This is a genomic window from Streptomyces sp. NPDC057638, assembly GCF_042800315.1.
In the GTDB taxonomy this organism is placed as follows: Bacteria; Actinomycetota; Actinomycetes; order Streptomycetales; family Streptomycetaceae; genus Streptomyces.
The window spans coordinates 1-17,393 of the sequence record NZ_JBHVHF010000169.1 but is presented as its reverse complement, the minus strand read 5'-3'; the positions used below and the strand labels follow the sequence as shown (position 1 = coordinate 17,393).

Sequence of the window (17,393 nt, the reverse complement as noted above, 5' to 3'; positions counted from 1 at the left end):
GTCGGCACGGGCGCGGGCCCGTGCGCGGACGGCGGCCCGGGATCGGGCGGCGCGCCCGCCCCCGCGACGGCGGCCCCCGCCGGAAGGACGGCGAGCGCGCACAGGGCGGCCGCGACGGTACGGAAGCGGTGGTGTCCGCCACCCGGGGCGGTGGGGCGCGTGGTCATCGTTCGGGTCCTTCCGGTGGGGTGCGGACACTCCCCCTGTGCCCTGATGCCCCTCTCTACCCAGTGACCGGTGGGCCGTACGGTGTCGGACACGCGTTGCGGGGCGCGAGATCACCCGTACGGCCAGGTCCGATTCGTTCAAGCCGGGCAGACCCCCGCCGCTCTACCGTGACGCCATGAACGCACCGCACACACCGGCACCCGCCCCGCGCCTCGACGCCATCGGCCTGACCGTCTCCGACATGGCCGCCTCGCTCGCCTTCTACCGGCTGCTCGGACTGGAACTGCCCGCCGACGCCGACACCGCCCCCCATGTGGAGGCCGCCCTCCCCGGCGGTCTGCGGCTGCTCTTCGACACCGAGGAGACCGTCCGCTCCTACGACCCCGACTGGACCCCCTCCTCCGGCGACGACCGCGCCGCCCTCGCCTTCCGCTGCGCGACCCCGGCGGAGGTGGACTCCCTCTACACCCGGCTCACCTCGGCGGGACACCGCGGCCGCCGCGAGCCCTGGGACGCGGTGTGGGGTCAGCGCTACGCCCTGCTCCTCGACCCGGACGGCGGTACGGTCCAGCTCTTCGCCGACCGGTGAGGGCGGCTGGCGGGTCGGCTACCACGATCTCCGGACCCGGACCGTCAGCCCAGTCCCCGCGACACCCGGTAGGCCGTCAGGGTGATCCCGGTCAGGGCGCGTGTCTCGCGGGCCAGATGGGGCTGGTCGGCGTAGCCCGAGACGGCGGCGGCGGTGGCGAGGGGACGGCCCTGGTGGAGCAGGGCGAGGGCGTGCTGGAGGCGGAGGATCCGGGCGAGGGTCTTGGGGCCGTAGCCGAAGGCGTGCAGGGAGCGCCGGTGGAGCTGGCGGGCGCCGAGGCCGACGGTCGACGCGGCGGACGCGACCGTCGCGCCCGCCGCCAGGAGGCGGACGATCTCGGCGGTCCGGGGGTCGGGGGCACCGTCCGGGACGGCGGCGAGGGTCAGCGCCAGCGCCTCCAGGGCGGCGGCGGGGTCCGGTGCCGCGTCCACCCGCGCGGCGAGCGGGCGGGTCCGGCGCTCGCCCCAGAGGTCGGCGAGCGGCACGCGCCGGTCGCGCAGTTCGTGCGCGGGGACGCCGAGGAGGGCGGGGGCGGCGCCGGGCGGCAGACGCAGGCCCGCGTACGGGGTGCCGGGCGGGGTCCGGTGGGCGCGCGTGTCGGGTCCGGCGACCAGGAGCTGCCCCGGGGTCCACAGCAGGTCCATACAGCCGTCGGGGAGCACCGGGCCGCCCGCGCCGACGGCGCGCCAGAGCACGGCGCCGGGGAGGGCGGCGGGGCGCTCCTCGTAGCGGGCGGTCACCGCGCCTGCCTCCGGGGCAGCGGCTGCCGCGCGTCCGTCCGGGGCAGCGGCTGCCGCGCGTCGATCCGGGGGCGGGGTTGCCGACCGTTCCTCCAGGCAAGCGCTCACCGCGCCTTCCTCGCCTGAGGGGCTCACCGTCCGTTCCTCGCCGGAGGGAGTGGTCACCGGCGGGGCTCCTCGGCGGAGGCGCTCACCGCCGGGACCGGGCGGGACGCCTCGTACGCCTCGTACGCCTCGTACCTCTCGTACGCCCCGTACCTCTCGTACGCCCCGTGGCGAGCGCTCGCCGACCGCTGAGCCGAACCACCGACGACGGGACCGACGGCCCCGGCGAAGCCGCGGCGGGGACCGGCGCGGCGACCGGCCGAAAGGTTCATGCGTGGCCGTCCGCCGGGCCGGGGCCGTCATCGGGTGAGCGGTGGTTCTCGCGGCCCGCGTGCAGCCGGGAGCGCACATCGTCCGGGGGCAGGAAGCGGGACCAGCGCTCGGGGAACTCGGAGGGCATGTCCCCGGTGCCGCCGACCCCGTCATCGTCGCCGTCGTCGCCGTCGTCCCCGTCATCGCCGAAGCCGCCGTCATCGACGTCGAAGAGGTGGGCCGCGCGCGCCCGCGCGAGGACCTCGGCGGCCTGCGCGGCGCGGACCCGCTCGTTGGCGGCGCGGGCGGCGGCCGTGGCGACCGACGGCCAGACCCGGTCGATGGCCGCGTTCACGGCCGCGCCGACCAGGACGGCGAAGGCGGAGATACCGATCCACAGCAGGACGGCGATGGGCGCGGCGAGCGATCCGTAGATCGTGGGGCCCTCGACCTGACTGGTCAGATAGATCCGCAGCAGGAAGCTGCCGAGCACCCACATCCCCAGCGCCACCAGCGCGCCGGGGATGTCCTCGACCCAGGGCGAACGCACCGGCACGGAGACGTGGTACAGCGTGGTGAGGAAGGCGATGGAGAGGGTGCTGACGACGGGCCAGTACAGGATCGACACGAGGGTGGTGCCCCAGGGCATCCACTCCACCACCTGATCGGGCCCGACCGCCGCGAGCGGCAGCACCACCGCGCCGATCAGCAGCGCCACCAGGTACAGCAGGAACGCGAGCAGCCGGGTGGCGACGATGCCGCGCTGGCCGTCGAGGCCGTACATCACGGTGATGGTGTCGATGAAGACGTTCACCGCGCGCGAGCCGGACCACAGGGCGATGGCGAAGCCGATGGAGATCAGGTCGGGCCGTCCGCCGTGGGTGACGTCCTCCAGCAGGGGCCGGGCGATGTCGTTGACCCCCCGGTCGGACAGGACCGTGCCGACCGCCGTGAGGATGTTCTTCTCGATGGAGGCGACGGTGGTGGTGTCGGTCCAGTCGTCGATGTAGCCGAGGAGGCCGAGCAGGCCGAGCATCAGCGGCGGCAGCGACAGCAGGGTGAAGAACGCGGCTTCGGCGGCGAGTCCGAGGATTCTGTACTCGATGCACGAGTTGACCGTGTCCTTGAGGAGCAGCCACGCCATCTTCCGTTTGGAAACGTTGCGATAGAGGACGCGAGCCCGGTGTAGCCGACCCGATGGCCGCTCAGGTGTTTCATTTGCTGCCTGCACCTCCTTACCGTATCGGCATGGCAGCAGAGACCCACACAGTGACCAACCAGGCTCCGCCCCTGGTGGGCTATGACGTGTACACAGCTGACCGAGCCCTGTCGGAAGCCGTGGAACGGCATGTCTCACCCGAGCGGCGCGACCTGGTCCGCACCGAGCTGAGCGAGCTGGGACAGGCTTCCGGTTCGGCGCAGGCACAGGAGTGGGGGAGGCTGGCCAACGAGAACCCCCCGGTGCTGCGCACCCATGATCGCTACGGCCACCGGATCGACGAGGTCGCGTTCCATCCGGCCTGGCACCGGCTGCTGGGCCATGCCGTCGGCGCGGGCCTGACCGACGCCTGGGGCAGGCCGGACGGCCACGTACGGCGCGCCGCCGCCTTCCTGGTGTGGTCGCAGACGGAGGCGGGCCACGGCTGCCCGCTGTCGATGACCCACGCGGCCGTGCCCGCGCTGCGCGCCGACCCCGGGCTCGCGGCGGTGTGGGAGCCCCGGCTGACCTCGCGGATCTACGAGTCGGAGCTGCTGCCCGGCGCGGCGAAACCCGGGGCGCTCTTCGGCATGGGCATGACCGAGAAGCAGGGCGGCACCGATGTCCGGACCAACACCACCGCCGCCACCCCCCTGACCGCCGACGGCGAGTACCTGCTCACCGGCCACAAGTGGTTCTGCTCCGCGCCGATGTCCGACGGTTTCCTGGTGCTGGCCCAGGCGCCCGGCGGACTGACCTGCTTCCTGGTGCCCCGGGTCCTCGACGACGCCACCCGCAACGTCTTCCGGATCCAGCGGCTCAAGGACAAGCTCGGCAACCGGTCCAACGCGTCGGCCGAGGTCGAGTTCGACGGCACCTGGGCCCGCCGGGTGGGCGAGGAGGGCCGGGGAGTGCGCACCATCATCGAGATGGTCGCCGCGACCCGGCTGGACTGTGTGCTGGGCTCGGCCGCGCTGATGCGCCAGGCGGTGGCGCAGGCGATCCACCACACCGCCCACCGCTCGGCGTTCGGCGGCCCGCTGATCGACAAGCCGCTGATGCGCAACGTCCTGGCCGATCTGGCACTGGAGTCCGAGGCCGCCACGGTCCTGGGGCTGCGACTGGCCGCCGCCTACGACTCCGGTACCGAAGCGGAGCGCGCCTTCGCCCGGCTCGCCGTGCCCGCCGCCAAGTACTGGGTCACCAAGCGCTGCACACCACTGGCGGGTGAGGCCCTGGAGTGTCTCGGCGGCAACGGCTATGTGGAGGAGTCGGGGATGCCCCGGCTGCTGCGCGAGTCACCGCTCAACTCCATCTGGGAGGGCTCGGGCAATGTCCAGGCCCTGGACGTCCTGCGGGCCCTCCAGCGCGAGCCCGGCGCACTCGACGCCTTCCTCCAGGAGGTCGGCCGGGCCCGGGGCGCCGACCACCGGCTCGACGGCGCGATCAAGGACCTGCTCACCGAACTCGCCGACCTGGAGGGCGTGGAGGCCCGGGCCCGCCGGCTGGTCGAACGCATGGCCCTGGTCCTCCAGGGCTCCCTCCTGGTCCGCTGGGCCCCACCCGAGGTGGCGGACGCCTTCTGCGCCTCCCGCCTGGGCGGCGACTGGGGAGCGGCGTTCGGCACCCTGCCGCACTCCCTGGCCCTGGGCGCCGTGGTGGAGCGGGCCCGCCCGGTGGCGTGAGCGACGCGGACGGCCACGGACCGACCCGGCGGGCCATGGCACGGGCGACGGCTTACGAGGACGAGAGGCCGGGGCGTGGGCGGCGGCTTACAGGGACGGCGGGCCATGGCACGGGCGACGGCTTACGAGGACGAGAGGCCGGGGCGTGAGCGACGGCTTACGGGGACGGCGGGCCATGGCACGGGCGACGGCTTACGAGGACGAGAGGCCGGGGCGTGGGCGGCGGCTTACAGGGACGGGAGGCCGGGGCGTGACGCGCGGGCCCGCCGTCGTAGATGATCATGCTCGGGGTGGTGCCGCGCCGACACGGCACCACCCCTCGCGCTGCACACCTTCGTACGCACGACCACCTCTTCGCGACGGTTGCAAGGGGTTGCAGCCTTGACGTCGCACCACCGCGCAGGAGGCCCGCAGTGCAGTCCACCCCCCTCCACCCGGCCGTGCTCGCCGCCATGGACCCCGGCGCCGCCGTACGGCTGCTCCGGGCGGACCACGGCGGACGGCCCGCCACGCCACGGGCCGAGATCGCCGACTCCTGGTGCCGGCTGCTGCGGCAAGGGCTCGACCCCGGCACGGTCCCGGCGTCGCCCCGGCCGCTGCCCCGGGCGGAGACCGAGCGGCGCCGGGCCGGATCGCCGCTCGGCGAGGTGCTGCCGGTGCTGCGGAGCAGCCTGGTCTCGATCGCCGAGTCCGCCCGCCATGTCATGGTCGTCGCCGACGCGGACGGGCGGATGCTCTGGCGGGAGGGCGAGGCGACCGTGCTGCGCAAAGCGGACACCCACGGTTTCGTGCTCGGCGCGGATCTGCGGGAGGAGTCGATCGGCACCAACGCCACCGGTACGGCGCTGGTGACCCGGCGGCCGGTCCGGGTCCACGCGAGCGAGCACTACGTCACCGCGCACACCACCTGGACCTGCGCGGGCTCCCCCGTCACCGACCCCCGTGACGGTCGGCTGATCGGTGCCGTCACCGTCAGCGGGCCCCTGTCCACCCTGCATCCGGCCACCCTCGCCCTGGTCACCTCCGTCACCCGGCTCGCGGAGGCCGAGCTGCGCCAGCGCCACTTCGCCGCGCTGGACCTGCTGCGCGGGGTGGCCTCACCGCTGCTGGGCAGGCTCGGCGGGCGGGCGGTCGCCGTGGACGCCAACGGCTGGCCCGCCGCCGTGGTCGGGATGCCGCCACCGGGCCGGGTCGCACTGCCGAAGGACCTCTCGGGCGGGGCGCGCTGGCTGCCGTCGCTGGGGATGTGCGCGGTGGAGCCCCTGCCCGGCGGCTGGCTGATCCGGGTGGCGGACCCGGCGACCGAGTTCCACGCCGCCCGGGTGGTGCTGGACCTCAGCAAGCCCCGGGCTCCCTTGGTGACCGTACGGGGGCAGGCGGGCGGCTGGACCCGGGAGCTCAGCCCGCGCCACGCGGAAGTGCTGTACGCGCTGGCGCTCCACCCGGAGGGCCGCACGGCGGCGGAGCTGGCCCGGGACATCTTCGCGGACGCCACGCGCACGGTGACGGTCCGCGCCGAGTTCTCCCGGCTGCGCCGCCTGCTGGCACCGGTCCTCTCCAGTCGCCCCTACCGCTTCACGGAAGGCGTACGGGTGGATCTGATCGCCCCGGGCGGCACGGAGTGCGCGAACAGCCCGGACAGCCCAAACAACACAGACAACGCAGACAGCAGGGGCAGCACCGGCAGCACGGACGCCGTGGCGACGCCGGGCCCGCCGCCGGAGCCCTGACCCGGGCGGGGCCACCGCCCTCCTGTCCGGATACCGGACAGGCTGCTGGACCGTCCGCACCACGCCCCCCTCACGGCCCCGCCGCAGCCCCCGCCACCGTCCCCTCACGGCCCCGGCACGGCCCCGGCACGTGAGGGATGCCACTGCCGTCCCGACCAGGCCAGCCCTTGGGCCCGGCCGTGCCCGCGTGATTCCCTGACCGCATGAGCAACACCGTGACCACCTGGTACCTGGAGCAGACCTCCCCCGACGCCGCTCCCCCCGTCCCCGCGCCCGACGGCGTACGGACCGAGCGCGCCGAGGTGCCGTCGCCCGAGTTCAGCCGCTTCCTGTACACGGCCGTCGGCGGGGACGTCCTGTGGACCGACCGTCTGGCCATGACCTACGCCGAGTGGGAGGAAACCCTCGCCCGCCCCGGAACCGAGACCTGGGTGGCGTATGAACGCGGCACCCCGGCCGGGTACGCGGAACTCGCGGCCGACGGCGACGGCTCCGTGGAGATCGTCTACTTCGGGCTGATCCCCGCGTTCCGGGGACGGCGGATCGGGGGGCATCTGCTCTCGTACGCGGTGGCGCGGGCATGGGAGCTGGGGGAGCGGCACGAGGGGGTGGCGGCGACGAAGCGGGTGTGGCTGCACACGTGTTCCGACGACGGGCCGCACGCGATGGACAACTACCTGCGCCGCGGCTTCTCCCTCTACGACACCACCACCGCCCCCACGTCCCCCACCCCCACCCCGGGCCCCTGGCCCGGCTCCCACCCCTGACCACTCCCCCGCGCGACCCCGGGTCCCACCGCTTCATGGGCACGCGGGTTCCGCCCCCTTGTGGGCAGGAACCCGCACGCCCGCGACAGCTGGACCCGCCGCCACCAGAGCGAGACCCACACTCCGCGCACCCCGCAGGGGGTGCGGCGGGATCCGGACATGTGATCAACAGCACCCCATCTCGCTAGGCGAGACATCATTGTCCAGTATCCGGATAACGGTGGACTGGCGTCCGATCCCCGTGACACGCTTCCGTCATGTCTGAAGCTGGAATTGCCTTGGTGAGTCGGCGGCACGTCGATCTCGTCCGCGTGTCCAGCGCCATCTGTCCCGCCTGCTGACAGCCTGACAGCCCGCACTTCCACGCTCTGCCCCACGAATCCCGCGGCGCCCCACGCCGCCGGTTCCCCGGCGCCGCCGCCGCTGTAGTCCGCATCCTGAGACTCCCGTCCGCGCACCGTCGCGCCTGTGGACGAGTGCGCTGCCCGAAAACACCCGTCGCCTCCGCCGTCCCCTGCCGTCCGAAGGACACATCGCCATGGCCGCCACGCCCGACCAGCCCGCTCCCGCCGCGCCACGCCGCCGCACCGGACGCCACCGCGGTGAGGGACAGTGGGCCGTGGGGCACATGACGCCCCTGAACGCCAATGAGCAGACCAAGAAGGACGACGACGGTCTCAATGTGCGGACACGTATTGAGACGATCTACTCGAAGCGCGGATTCGACTCCATCGACGGCGCCGACCTCCGTGGCCGGATGCGCTGGTGGGGTCTGTACACCCAGCGCAAGCCCGGGATCGACGGCGGCAAGACCGCGATCCTGGAGCCGGAGGAGCTGGACGACAAGTACTTCATGCTGCGGGTGCGGATCGACGGCGGTCGTCTGACGACGGGTCAACTCCGGGTGATAGGCGAGATCTCGCAGGAGTTCGCCCGGGGCACGGCCGACATCACCGACCGGCAGAACGTCCAGTACCACTGGATCCGGATCGAGGACATGCCGGAGATCTGGCGGCGTCTTGAGGCCGTCGGGCTCTCCACCACCGAGGCGTGCGGTGACACCCCCCGGGTCATCCTCGGCTCGCCCGTCGCGGGCATCGCCGAGGACGAGATCATCGACGGCACCCCCGCGATCGACGAGATCTACCGCCGGATCGTCGGCAACAAGGACTTCTCCAACCTGCCCCGCAAGTTCAAGTCCGCGATCTCCGGCTCGCCGCTGCTGGATGTGGCCCACGAGATCAACGACATCGCGTTCGTCGGTGTCCACCACCCCGAGCTGGGCCCCGGTTTCGACCTGTGGGTGGGCGGCGGGCTCTCCACCAACCCCAAGATCGGGGTGCGGCTGGGTGCCTGGGTGCCGCTGGAGGACGTACCGGATGTGTACGAGGGTGTCATCGGCATCTTCCGCGACTACGGCTACCGCAGACTGCGCACCAGGGCCCGGCTGAAGTTCCTGGTCGCCGACTGGGGACCGGAGAAGTTCCGGCAGGTGCTGGAGGACGAGTACCTGCTGCGCAAGCTCGCCGACGGGCCCGCGCCCGCGCAGCCGGTGGAGCGCTGGCGGGACCACGTCGGGGTGCACCGGCAGCAGGACGGCCGCTTCTACGTCGGCTTCGCGCCGCGGGTCGGCCGGGTCGACGGCACCATCCTCACCAAGATCGCCGAGCTGGCCGAGGCCCATGGCTCGGGCCGGGTGCGTACCACCGCCGAGCAGAAGATGCTGGTGCTGGACATCGCCGAGGACCAGGTCGAGTCGGTCGTCGCCGGGCTGGAGGCGCTCGACCTGCGGGTCACCCCCTCCCCGTTCCGGCGCGGCACGATGGCCTGCACCGGGATCGAGTTCTGCAAGCTCGCCATCGTGGAGACCAAGGGCCGGGGCGCCTCGCTCATCGATGAACTGGAGCGCCGTCTCCCGGAGTTCGACGAGCCGCTGACCATCAACATCAACGGCTGCCCCAACGCCTGCGCCCGGATCCAGGTCGCGGACATCGGTCTCAAGGGCCAGCTCGTCCTCGACGACGACGGCAACCAGGTCGAGGGCTACCAGGTCCACCTCGGCGGCGCCCTGGGCCTTGAGCCCGGCTTCGGCCGCAAGGTGCGCGGGCTGAAGGTCACCTCGGACGAACTGCCCGACTACGTCGAGCGGGTGGTGCGCCGCTTCCAGGCCGAGCGCGAGGACGGCGAGCGCTTCGCCACCTGGGCGGCCCGCGCCTCCGCGGAGTCGCTGTCATGAGCCAGCGCGCCGCCCCCTTCTACTGCCCCTACTGCGGTGACGAGGACCTGCGCCCCAACGAGCAGGGCCACGGCGCCTGGGAGTGCGCCGCGTGCAACCGCGCCTTCCAGGTGAAGTTCCTCGGTCTGCTCGCCCGGGGACTGGCCCCCGCCGCCGGACACGGCACCGCTCATGGAACCGGAACTGAGACCAGAACCGGAACGGGAGAGGACGCGATATGACGGCCACCGATCCAGGCGCCGACCCGGCCAGGGACCCGCGGCACCTCCGGGAGCTGGCCGAGCGCGCCGGGCGTGAGCTGGAGGACGCCCCGGCCCTCGCCATCCTGGGCTGGGCCGCCGACACCTTCGGCCCCCGCTTCTGCGTCACGTCCTCCATGGAGGACGCCGTCGTCGCCCATCTCGCCTCGCGCGCCCTGCCCGGCGTCGATGTCGTCTTCCTCGACACCGGCTACCACTTCCCGGAGACCATCGGCACCCGGGACGCGGTCGAGGCCGTGATGGACGTACGGCTGATCACGCTCACCCCCCGGCAGTCCGTCGCCGAGCAGGACGCCGAGCACGGTCCCCGGCTCCATGACCGCGACCCCGATCTCTGCTGCGCCCTGCGGAAGGTGGCGCCGCTGGAGCAGGGGCTCGGCGGCTATGACGCCTGGGCGACCGGGCTGCGCCGCGAGGAGTCCCCCACCCGGGCCACCACGCCCGTCGTCGGCTGGGACGAGCGCCGGGGCAAGGTCAAGGTCTCCCCCATCGCCCGCTGGACCCAGGGCGATGTGGACGCCTATGTCGCCGAGCACGGCGTGCTCACCAACCCGCTGCTGATGGACGGGTACGCGTCGGTGGGCTGCGCCCCCTGCACCCGCCGGGTCGCGGCGGGCGAGGACGCCCGCGCGGGCCGCTGGGCGGGCCGGGCCAAGACGGAATGCGGGCTGCACGGCTGATGACGACCCACAGGGACGGGGTGACGCCCCACGGGGACGAGCAGCCGACCGCGACCACGCCAACGACCACGGGAGTGAACGACGTGACTGGAGCCACCATCTGGCTCACCGGGCTGCCGAGCGCGGGCAAGACGACCATCGCCCGCGCGGTGGCCGACCGGCTGCGCGCCGAGGGCCGGCGGGCGGAGGTGCTCGACGGCGACGAGATCCGCGAGTTCCTCTCGGCGGGTCTCGGCTTCAGCCGCGCCGACCGCGACACCAACGTACGGCGGATCGGTTTCGTCGCCGAGCTGCTCGCCTCGCACGGGGTCACGGTGCTGGTCCCGGTGATCGCCCCGTACGCCGACAGCCGTGAGGCCGTGCGCAAGCACCACTCCGCCGAGGGCACCCGCTATCTGGAGGTCCATGTGGCCACCCCGGTCGACGTGTGCTCCGTGCGCGATGTGAAGGGCCTGTACGCCAAGCGGGCGGCGGGCGAGATCCAGGGACTGACCGGGGTGGACGACCCGTACGAGGAGCCCGAGACGCCGGATCTGCGGATCGAGTCCCAGCACCAGACCGTGCCGGAGTCCGCGGCAGCCGTGTACGCGCTGCTCAACGAGGAGGGTCTCCTGTGACCGACAGCCCCTACGCCCTGTCGCACCTGGACGCGCTGGAGTCCGAGGCCGTCCATATCTTCCGCGAGGTGGCGGGCGAGTTCGAGCGGCCGGTGATCCTCTTCTCCGGCGGCAAGGACTCCATCGTCATGCTCCATCTGGCGCTCAAGGCGTTCGCGCCCGCGCCACTGCCCTTCACGCTGCTGCATGTGGACACCGGGCACAACTTCCCCGAGGTGCTCGACTACCGCGACCGCGCCGTCGCCCGGCATGGGCTGCGGCTGCACATCGCCTCCGTACAGGAGTACATCGACAGCGGGAAGCTGCGCGAGCGCCCCGACGGCACCCGCAACCCCCTCCAGACCGTCCCGCTGACGGAGGCCATCCAGGAGCACCGCTTCGACGCCGTCTTCGGCGGCGGACGGCGGGACGAGGAGAAGGCGCGCGCCAAGGAGCGGGTGTTCTCGCTGCGGGACGAGTTCTCCCAGTGGGACCCGCGCCGTCAGCGGCCCGAGCTGTGGCAGCTCTACAACGGCCGCCACGCCCCCGGCGAGCATGTCCGGGTCTTCCCGCTCTCCAACTGGACCGAGCTGGATGTGTGGCAGTACATCGAACGGGAGCGGATCGAGCTGCCGGAGATCTACTTCGCCCATGAGCGCGATGTCTTCCTCCGCTCCGGCATGTGGCTGACCGCGGGCGACTGGGGCGGCCCGAAGGAGTCCGAGCCGGTGGAACGGCGCCAGGTGCGCTACCGCACGGTCGGCGACATGTCCTGCACCGGCGCCGTCGACTCGGACGCCGTCACCCTCGGCGCCGTGATCGCCGAGATCGCCGCCTCCCGGCTCACCGAGCGCGGCGCCACCCGGGCCGACGACAAGCTCTCCGAAGCCGCGATGGAAGACCGCAAGCGCGAGGGGTATTTCTAATCATGACCACCACGAGCGACCCGCTCTCGGCCACCACCCTGCTGCGTTTCGCCACCGCGGGCTCCGTCGACGACGGTAAGTCCACGCTGGTGGGGCGGCTGCTGCACGACTCCAAGTCGGTGCTCTCGGACCAGTTGGAGGCGGTGGAGCACGCCTCGCGCTCCCGGGGCCAGGAGGCCCCCGATCTGGCGCTGCTCACCGACGGGCTGCGGGCCGAGCGGGAGCAGGGCATCACCATCGACGTGGCGTACCGTTACTTCGCCACCGCCCGCCGCCGCTTCATCCTCGCCGACACCCCCGGTCATGTGCAGTACACCCGCAACATGGTCACCGGCGCCTCCACCGCCGAGCTGGCCGTGGTCCTGGTCGACGCCCGCAACGGCGTGGTCGAGCAGACCCGCCGCCACGCCGCCGTCGCCGCGCTGCTGCGGGTGCCGCACGTGGTCCTCGCGGTCAACAAGATGGACCTCGTCGGCTACCGCGAGGACGTCTTCGCCGCCATCGCCGAGGAGTTCACCGGCTACGCCCGCGAGCTGGGCGTCCCGGAGGTCACCGCCATCCCCATCTCGGCCCTGGCCGGGGACAACGTGGTGGACCCCTCCGCGCACATGGACTGGTACGGCGGCCCGACCGTGCTGGAGCACCTGGAGACCGTCCCGGCCAGCCATGACCTGACCGACTGCCACGCCCGCTTCCCGGTCCAGTACGTCATCCGCCCGCAGACCGCCGAGCACCCCGACTACCGGGGCTACGCGGGCCAGATCGCCGCGGGCACCTTCCGGGTCGGGGAGCGGGTCACCGTCCTGCCGTCCGGGCGTACGACGCGGATCAGCGGCATCGATCTGCTGGGCGAGTCCGTCGACATCGCCTGGACGCCCCAGTCGGTGACGCTGCTGCTCGACGACGACATCGACATCGCCCGCGGTGACCTGCTGGTGCCCAGCGATGACGCGCCCGCGAGCAGCCAGGACATCGAGGCCACCGTCTGCCATGTCGCCGACGAGCCGCTCACGGTGGGCCAGCGGGTGCTGCTGAAGCACACCACCCGCACGGTGAAGGCGATCGTCAGGGAGATCCCGTCCCGGCTCACCCTGGACGACCTCTCCCAGCACCCGGAGCCGGGGCGGCTGGTCGCCAACGACATCGGCCGGGTCAAGATCCGTACCGCCGAGCCGATCGCGCTCGACTCCTACGCCGACTCCCGCCGCACCGGGTCCTTCCTGCTGATCGACCCGGCCGACGGCACCACCCTGGCGGCGGGCATGGCCGGGGACTCCTTCGCCACCACCCCGACGACCGAGAACACCAACAGCACCGACAGCGAGGGCTGGGACTTCTAGATATGACCGACGCGTTCGCGACCTTCGCGAAGGAGGGTGGCCGAGTGGGCAGCGGCACCCTCGGCGCGGGCTCGGGGGGTGTCGTGCGATGTGCGCGATAACCGCTCCGAACCACCCGCACCACCCGCGAAGACAGCACTTAGCCACCACCGTCCCGGCCGCCGCCCATACGACACGCGCGCGCCGGGGCCGACGAGAGGAACTCCCTCCGTGCCTGCTATCCGTACCTCCCTGCGTCGCGGCGCCACCGCCGCCGCCGTCCTGCCGCTGCTGATCGGGGCACTCGCCTCCTGCGGCTACGGCTCCAAGGCCAAGGAGGACGACGCCTCCGCCACCGCCGCGAAGGGCGAGAAGCTCTCCGCCGACGCGGTGCGCCTCGGCTACTTCCCCAATCTGACCCATGCCACCGCCCTGGTCGGGGAGCAGGAGGGCATCCTCCAGAAGGAGCTCGGCGGCACGAAGCTGAAGTCCACCACCTTCAACGCCGGTCCGTCCGAGATCGAGGCGCTGAACGCGGGCTCCATCGACATCGGCTTCATCGGCCCCTCCCCCGCCATCAACGGCTACACCAAGTCCAAGGGGAAGAACCTGAGGATCGTCGCCGGTTCCGCCTCCGGCGGGGTGCGGCTGGTGGTCAACCCCAAGAAGATCAAGACCCTGGACGACCTCAAGGGCAAGCGGATCGCCACCCCGCAGCACGGCAACACCCAGGACGTCGCCTTCCTCAACTGGATAGCCGAGCGGGGCTGGAAGACCGACGCCCAGAGCGGCAAGGGCGATGTCTCCGTCGTCCGCACCGACAACAAGATCACCCCGGACGCCTACAAGTCGGGCTCCATCGACGGCGCGTGGGTGCCGGAGCCGACCGCCTCCCGGCTGGTCGCCCAGGGCGCCAAGGTGCTGCTGGACGAGGCGACGATCTGGCCCGGCAAGAAGTTCGTGATCACCCACATCATCGTCGCCCAGAAGTTCCTCAAGGAGCACCCGGACGTCGTGGAGGCCGTGGTGCGCGGCTCGGTGAAGACCAACGCCTGGATCAACTCCAACCCGGACCGGGCCAAGACCTCCGCCAACGCCAAGCTGAAGGCGCTCACCGGCAAGGAACTGCCCGCCGAGATCATCGACCCGGCCTGGCAGTCCATCCAGTTCACCGATGACCCGCTGGCGGCCACCCTCCAGGCGCAGGCCGACCACGCGGTGAAGGCGGGGCTGCTGGAGCAGCCCGACCTCGCCGGGATCTACGACCTGAGCACGCTGAACAAGGTCCTCACGGCCGAGGGCAAGCCCGCCGCCGCCGACGCGGGCCTGGGCGTCAAGTAGTCACGTACCACCGGTTACCGAGATTCCGGATCGTACGCATGGGTTCCTCACCCACCGTTCCGTACGTCCGTCCAACCCAGCACACAGCGAAACCCCAGGAGGTGACGACCGTGGCCGACACCCTGACACAGGAGCGGGCCACCGGCCGTGCGACGGCCGGGCACGCCGCCCGTATCGAGCATGTCTCGAAGTCCTTCACCGGACCGGCGGGGAGCCAGCTCGTCCTGGACGACATCACGCTGGATGTCGCGCCGGGCGAGTTCGTCACCCTCCTGGGGGCGTCGGGCTGTGGCAAGTCCACGCTGCTCAATCTGGTCGCCGGGCTGGACGCGCCCACCGCGGGGTCGATCGAGACCCCCGGTGGGCGGCCCGCCCTGATGTTCCAGGAGCACGCGCTGTTCCCCTGGCTGACGGCGGGCAAGAACGTCGAACTGGCACTCCGGCTGCGCGGGGTGCCCAAGGCCGAGCGCCGTCCCGAGGCCGAGCGGCTGCTGGAGCTGGTCCGGCTCGGCGGCGCCTACGGCAAGCGGGTCCATGAGCTGTCCGGCGGGATGCGCCAGCGGGTGGCGCTGGCGCGGGCGCTCGCCCAGGACAGTCAACTACTGCTGATGGACGAGCCGTTCGCGGCGCTCGACGCCATCACCCGGGATGTGCTCCATGAGGAGCTGACCCGGATCTGGCGGGAGACCGAACTGTCGGTCCTCTTCGTCACGCACAACGTCCGCGAGGCCGTGCGGCTGGCCGAACGGGTGGTGCTGCTCTCCTCCCGGCCCGGTCGGATCGCCCGGGAGTGGACGGTCGGCATCGAGCATCCGCGCCGTATCGAGGACGCCGCCGTGGCGGAGCTGTCCATCGAGATCACCGAGCAACTACGGGGGGAGATCCGCCGACATGGGCAGCACTGACAGCCCGGCCTCGCGGGGCACGACGGCCGAGCGGGACGGCGTGCCGGATACGGGCACGGACACGACATCCGACGACGGGCAGGGGCGGGGCGTGACGGACGGCCGTGGCACGGGGGCCACGACGGGGTCGGCCGACGCCACGGAGACCAGCGCCGACACCACCGCGGCCGTCCCCGGGGCCCGCACGCCCCTCACCAAGGACTCCTCCGCCGGGTCCACGGGCGCCACCTCCGACCTCGGGGGTCTGGGCGCCGGTCTCGACGCGCTGGACGCGGTGGTCTCCCACCGCACCCCCGTGCGCGAGGTGCTGGTGCGCAAGGTGCTCCCGCCGATCCTCGCGGTCGCCCTGGTGATCGCCGTCTGGCAGATCCTGGTGTCGGCACGTGTCACCGACGAGGGCAGCCTCCCGGCGCCGCTCGCCGTGTGGGACAGCCTCGCCCGGCTCTGGATGGAAGGCACCCTGCTGGAAGTGGTGTGGACCAGCGTCTCGCGTGGTCTGCTCGGCTTCCTGCTGGCGCTCGCCATCGGCACCCCGCTGGGACTGCTGGTGGCCCGGGTCCGGTTCGTCCGCGCGGCGATCGGCCCGATCCTCTCCGGACTCCAGTCCCTGCCGTCGGTGGCCTGGGTGCCGCCCGCCGTGATCTGGCTCGGTCTGAACAACCAGATGATGTACGCGGTCATCCTGCTCGGAGCCGTACCGTCGATCGCCAACGGGCTGGTCTCCGGCGTGGACCAGGTCCCCCCGCTCTTCCTGCGGGCCGGGCGCACCCTCGGCGCCACCGGGCTGCGCGGCACCTGGCATATCGTGATGCCCGCCGCCCTGCCCGGCTATGTGGCCGGACTCAAGCAGGGCTGGGCCTTCTCCTGGCGGTCCCTGATGGCGGCGGAGATCATCGCCTCCTCGCCCGATCTGGGGCTCGGTCTGGGGCAGTTGCTGGAGAACGGGCGGAACAACTCCGATATGCCAGGGGTGTTCCTGGCGATCCTGCTGATCCTGCTCGTCGGTATCGCCATCGATCTGCTGGTCTTCTCCCCCGTGGAGCGCGCGATCCTGCGGGGCCGCGGGCTGCTCGTCAAGAAGTGAGCCACCGTCCATGAACCACCCCGCACGTCCGCTTCTGCTGGTCATCGCCCACGGCAGCCGTGATCCCCGGCACGCCGCGACCGTCCACGCCCTCACCCGGCGGGTACGGTCGCAGCGCCCGGGGGTCCGGGTGGCGACGGCGTTCCTGGACTTCGACGCGCCGACCGTGCCGAGAGTCCTGGAGCGGCTGGCGGCCGAGGGCGTCACCGACGTCATCGCGCTGCCGCTGCTGCTGACCCGCGCCTACCACGCCAAGCACGACATCCCCGCCGTGCTGCGCGATGCCTCGGCCCGGCTGCCGGGGCTGCGGATCCGGCGTGCCGGGGTGCTGGGGCCCTCGCCCCTGCTGCTGGCCGCCCTGGAGCGCAGGCTCTGGGAGGCCGGTCTCCGCCCGTCCGACCGCTCCACGACCGGCCTGGTCCTGGCGGCGGCGGGCTCCACCGACCCGGAGGCGGGCGCGGTGTTCGCTGATACGGCGCGGGAGCTGCGGCGCGCCGGTTGGTGCGCCGTGCGACCCGCGTTCGCCTCCGCGGCCCTGCCGCGTCCCGACACCGTCGTGGACGCGCTGCGGGCCGATGGCTGTACGAGGGTGGCGGTGTCCCCCTGCGTCATCGCCCCGGGGCGGCTGCCGGACCGGATCGCGTCCGCCGCGCACGCGGCGGATGTCCTGGCCGAGCCGCTGGGCCCCTCGCCGGAGCTGGCCCGGCTGCTGCTGACCCGGTATGACGAGGCCCGTGCCGCCGCCCCGGCGCTGCGGGTCGGCTGAGTCCGTCCGTACGGACACCGCTGGGGAACCATCCACCGAAGGGGGC

At 72.6% G+C, this 17,393-nt stretch carries 18 protein-coding genes; 15 read left to right on the top strand and 3 right to left on the bottom strand.

The window, feature by feature from the left end; all coding sequences use genetic code 11:
• Positions 1 to 343: 343 nt before the first annotated feature.
• Complete coding sequence (locus ACFVIM_RS21905; protein WP_384303701.1) at positions 344 to 757, top strand: VOC family protein; 414 nt, start codon at positions 344 to 346, stop codon at positions 755 to 757.
• A 44-nt stretch (positions 758 to 801) separates the two neighbouring features.
• Here the strand turns inward: ACFVIM_RS21905 and ACFVIM_RS21900 are convergent, their stop codons facing one another.
• The 3 genes from ACFVIM_RS21900 to ACFVIM_RS21890 form a co-directional block, all read right to left on the bottom strand.
• Positions 802 to 1,497, bottom strand: coding sequence for a helix-turn-helix domain-containing protein (locus ACFVIM_RS21900; RefSeq protein WP_384303699.1), 696 nt, complete (start codon positions 1,495 to 1,497; stop codon positions 802 to 804).
• 161 nt (positions 1,498 to 1,658) lie between these two features.
• Positions 1,659 to 1,874, bottom strand: coding sequence for a hypothetical protein (locus ACFVIM_RS21895; RefSeq protein WP_384303697.1), 216 nt, complete (start codon positions 1,872 to 1,874; stop codon positions 1,659 to 1,661).
• Entirely contained in the window at positions 1,871 to 3,085 is a 1,215-nt protein-coding gene (locus tag ACFVIM_RS21890; protein ID WP_384303695.1) for a YihY/virulence factor BrkB family protein, read from the bottom strand. The genes ACFVIM_RS21895 and ACFVIM_RS21890 overlap by 4 nt, the downstream gene beginning before the upstream one ends.
• A 17-nt stretch (positions 3,086 to 3,102) precedes the next feature.
• Here ACFVIM_RS21890 and ACFVIM_RS21885 point away from each other — a divergent pair, with 17 nt between their 5' ends.
• The 14 genes from ACFVIM_RS21885 to ACFVIM_RS21820 all read left to right on the top strand — a co-directional run bounded on the left by ACFVIM_RS21885 (position 3,103) and on the right by ACFVIM_RS21820 (position 17,347).
• Positions 3,103 to 4,737: an acyl-CoA dehydrogenase family protein gene (locus ACFVIM_RS21885; RefSeq protein ID WP_384303693.1), complete on the top strand. Its 1,635-nt coding sequence runs from the start codon at positions 3,103 to 3,105 to the stop codon at positions 4,735 to 4,737.
• A gap of 413 nt (positions 4,738 to 5,150) precedes the next feature.
• A complete protein-coding gene (locus tag ACFVIM_RS21880; RefSeq protein ID WP_384303691.1) occupies positions 5,151 to 6,467 on the top strand; it encodes a GAF domain-containing protein in 1,317 nt (438 codons plus the stop codon).
• 203 nt (positions 6,468 to 6,670) lie between these two features.
• Positions 6,671 to 7,234: a GNAT family N-acetyltransferase gene (locus ACFVIM_RS21875; protein WP_384303689.1), complete on the top strand. Its 564-nt coding sequence runs from the start codon at positions 6,671 to 6,673 to the stop codon at positions 7,232 to 7,234.
• Between the two features lie 257 nt (positions 7,235 to 7,491).
• A complete protein-coding gene (locus tag ACFVIM_RS21870; protein WP_321167512.1) occupies positions 7,492 to 7,575 on the top strand; it encodes a putative leader peptide in 84 nt (27 codons plus the stop codon).
• Between the two features lie 197 nt (positions 7,576 to 7,772).
• On the top strand, positions 7,773 to 9,470 hold the full coding sequence (locus ACFVIM_RS21865) for a nitrite/sulfite reductase (protein ID WP_384303687.1): 1,698 nt from the start codon (positions 7,773 to 7,775) through the stop codon (positions 9,468 to 9,470).
• Positions 9,467 to 9,691 (top strand): hypothetical protein, encoded by a 225-nt coding sequence (locus ACFVIM_RS21860; RefSeq protein WP_384303705.1) that lies wholly within the window; start codon positions 9,467 to 9,469, stop codon positions 9,689 to 9,691. The genes ACFVIM_RS21865 and ACFVIM_RS21860 overlap by 4 nt, the downstream gene beginning before the upstream one ends.
• Positions 9,688 to 10,410: a phosphoadenylyl-sulfate reductase gene (locus ACFVIM_RS21855; RefSeq protein WP_384303685.1), complete on the top strand. Its 723-nt coding sequence runs from the start codon at positions 9,688 to 9,690 to the stop codon at positions 10,408 to 10,410. The genes ACFVIM_RS21860 and ACFVIM_RS21855 overlap by 4 nt, the downstream gene beginning before the upstream one ends.
• Positions 10,410 to 11,027: an adenylyl-sulfate kinase gene (cysC, locus tag ACFVIM_RS21850; protein WP_384303683.1), complete on the top strand. Its 618-nt coding sequence runs from the start codon at positions 10,410 to 10,412 to the stop codon at positions 11,025 to 11,027. Before ACFVIM_RS21855 ends, cysC begins: the two co-directional genes overlap by 1 nt.
• Complete coding sequence (gene cysD / locus ACFVIM_RS21845) at positions 11,024 to 11,932, top strand: sulfate adenylyltransferase subunit CysD (RefSeq protein WP_384303681.1); 909 nt, start codon at positions 11,024 to 11,026, stop codon at positions 11,930 to 11,932. The genes cysC and cysD overlap by 4 nt, the downstream gene beginning before the upstream one ends.
• Positions 11,933 to 11,934: 2 nt before the next feature.
• Positions 11,935 to 13,272 carry a sulfate adenylyltransferase subunit 1 gene (locus tag ACFVIM_RS21840; protein WP_384303679.1) on the top strand — a complete coding sequence of 446 codons (1,338 nt, stop codon included), beginning with the start codon at positions 11,935 to 11,937 and terminating at the stop codon, positions 13,270 to 13,272.
• Between the two features lie 210 nt (positions 13,273 to 13,482).
• Positions 13,483 to 14,592: an aliphatic sulfonate ABC transporter substrate-binding protein gene (locus tag ACFVIM_RS21835; protein WP_384303677.1), complete on the top strand. Its 1,110-nt coding sequence runs from the start codon at positions 13,483 to 13,485 to the stop codon at positions 14,590 to 14,592.
• A gap of 101 nt (positions 14,593 to 14,693) precedes the next feature.
• Positions 14,694 to 15,497: an ABC transporter ATP-binding protein gene (locus ACFVIM_RS21830; RefSeq protein ID WP_384303703.1), complete on the top strand. Its 804-nt coding sequence runs from the start codon at positions 14,694 to 14,696 to the stop codon at positions 15,495 to 15,497.
• Complete coding sequence (locus tag ACFVIM_RS21825) at positions 15,484 to 16,581, top strand: ABC transporter permease (protein ID WP_384303675.1); 1,098 nt, start codon at positions 15,484 to 15,486, stop codon at positions 16,579 to 16,581. The genes ACFVIM_RS21830 and ACFVIM_RS21825 overlap by 14 nt, the downstream gene beginning before the upstream one ends.
• A gap of 10 nt (positions 16,582 to 16,591) precedes the next feature.
• On the top strand, positions 16,592 to 17,347 hold the full coding sequence (locus ACFVIM_RS21820) for a sirohydrochlorin chelatase (RefSeq protein WP_384303673.1): 756 nt from the start codon (positions 16,592 to 16,594) through the stop codon (positions 17,345 to 17,347).
• Positions 17,348 to 17,393: the final 46 nt, after the last annotated feature.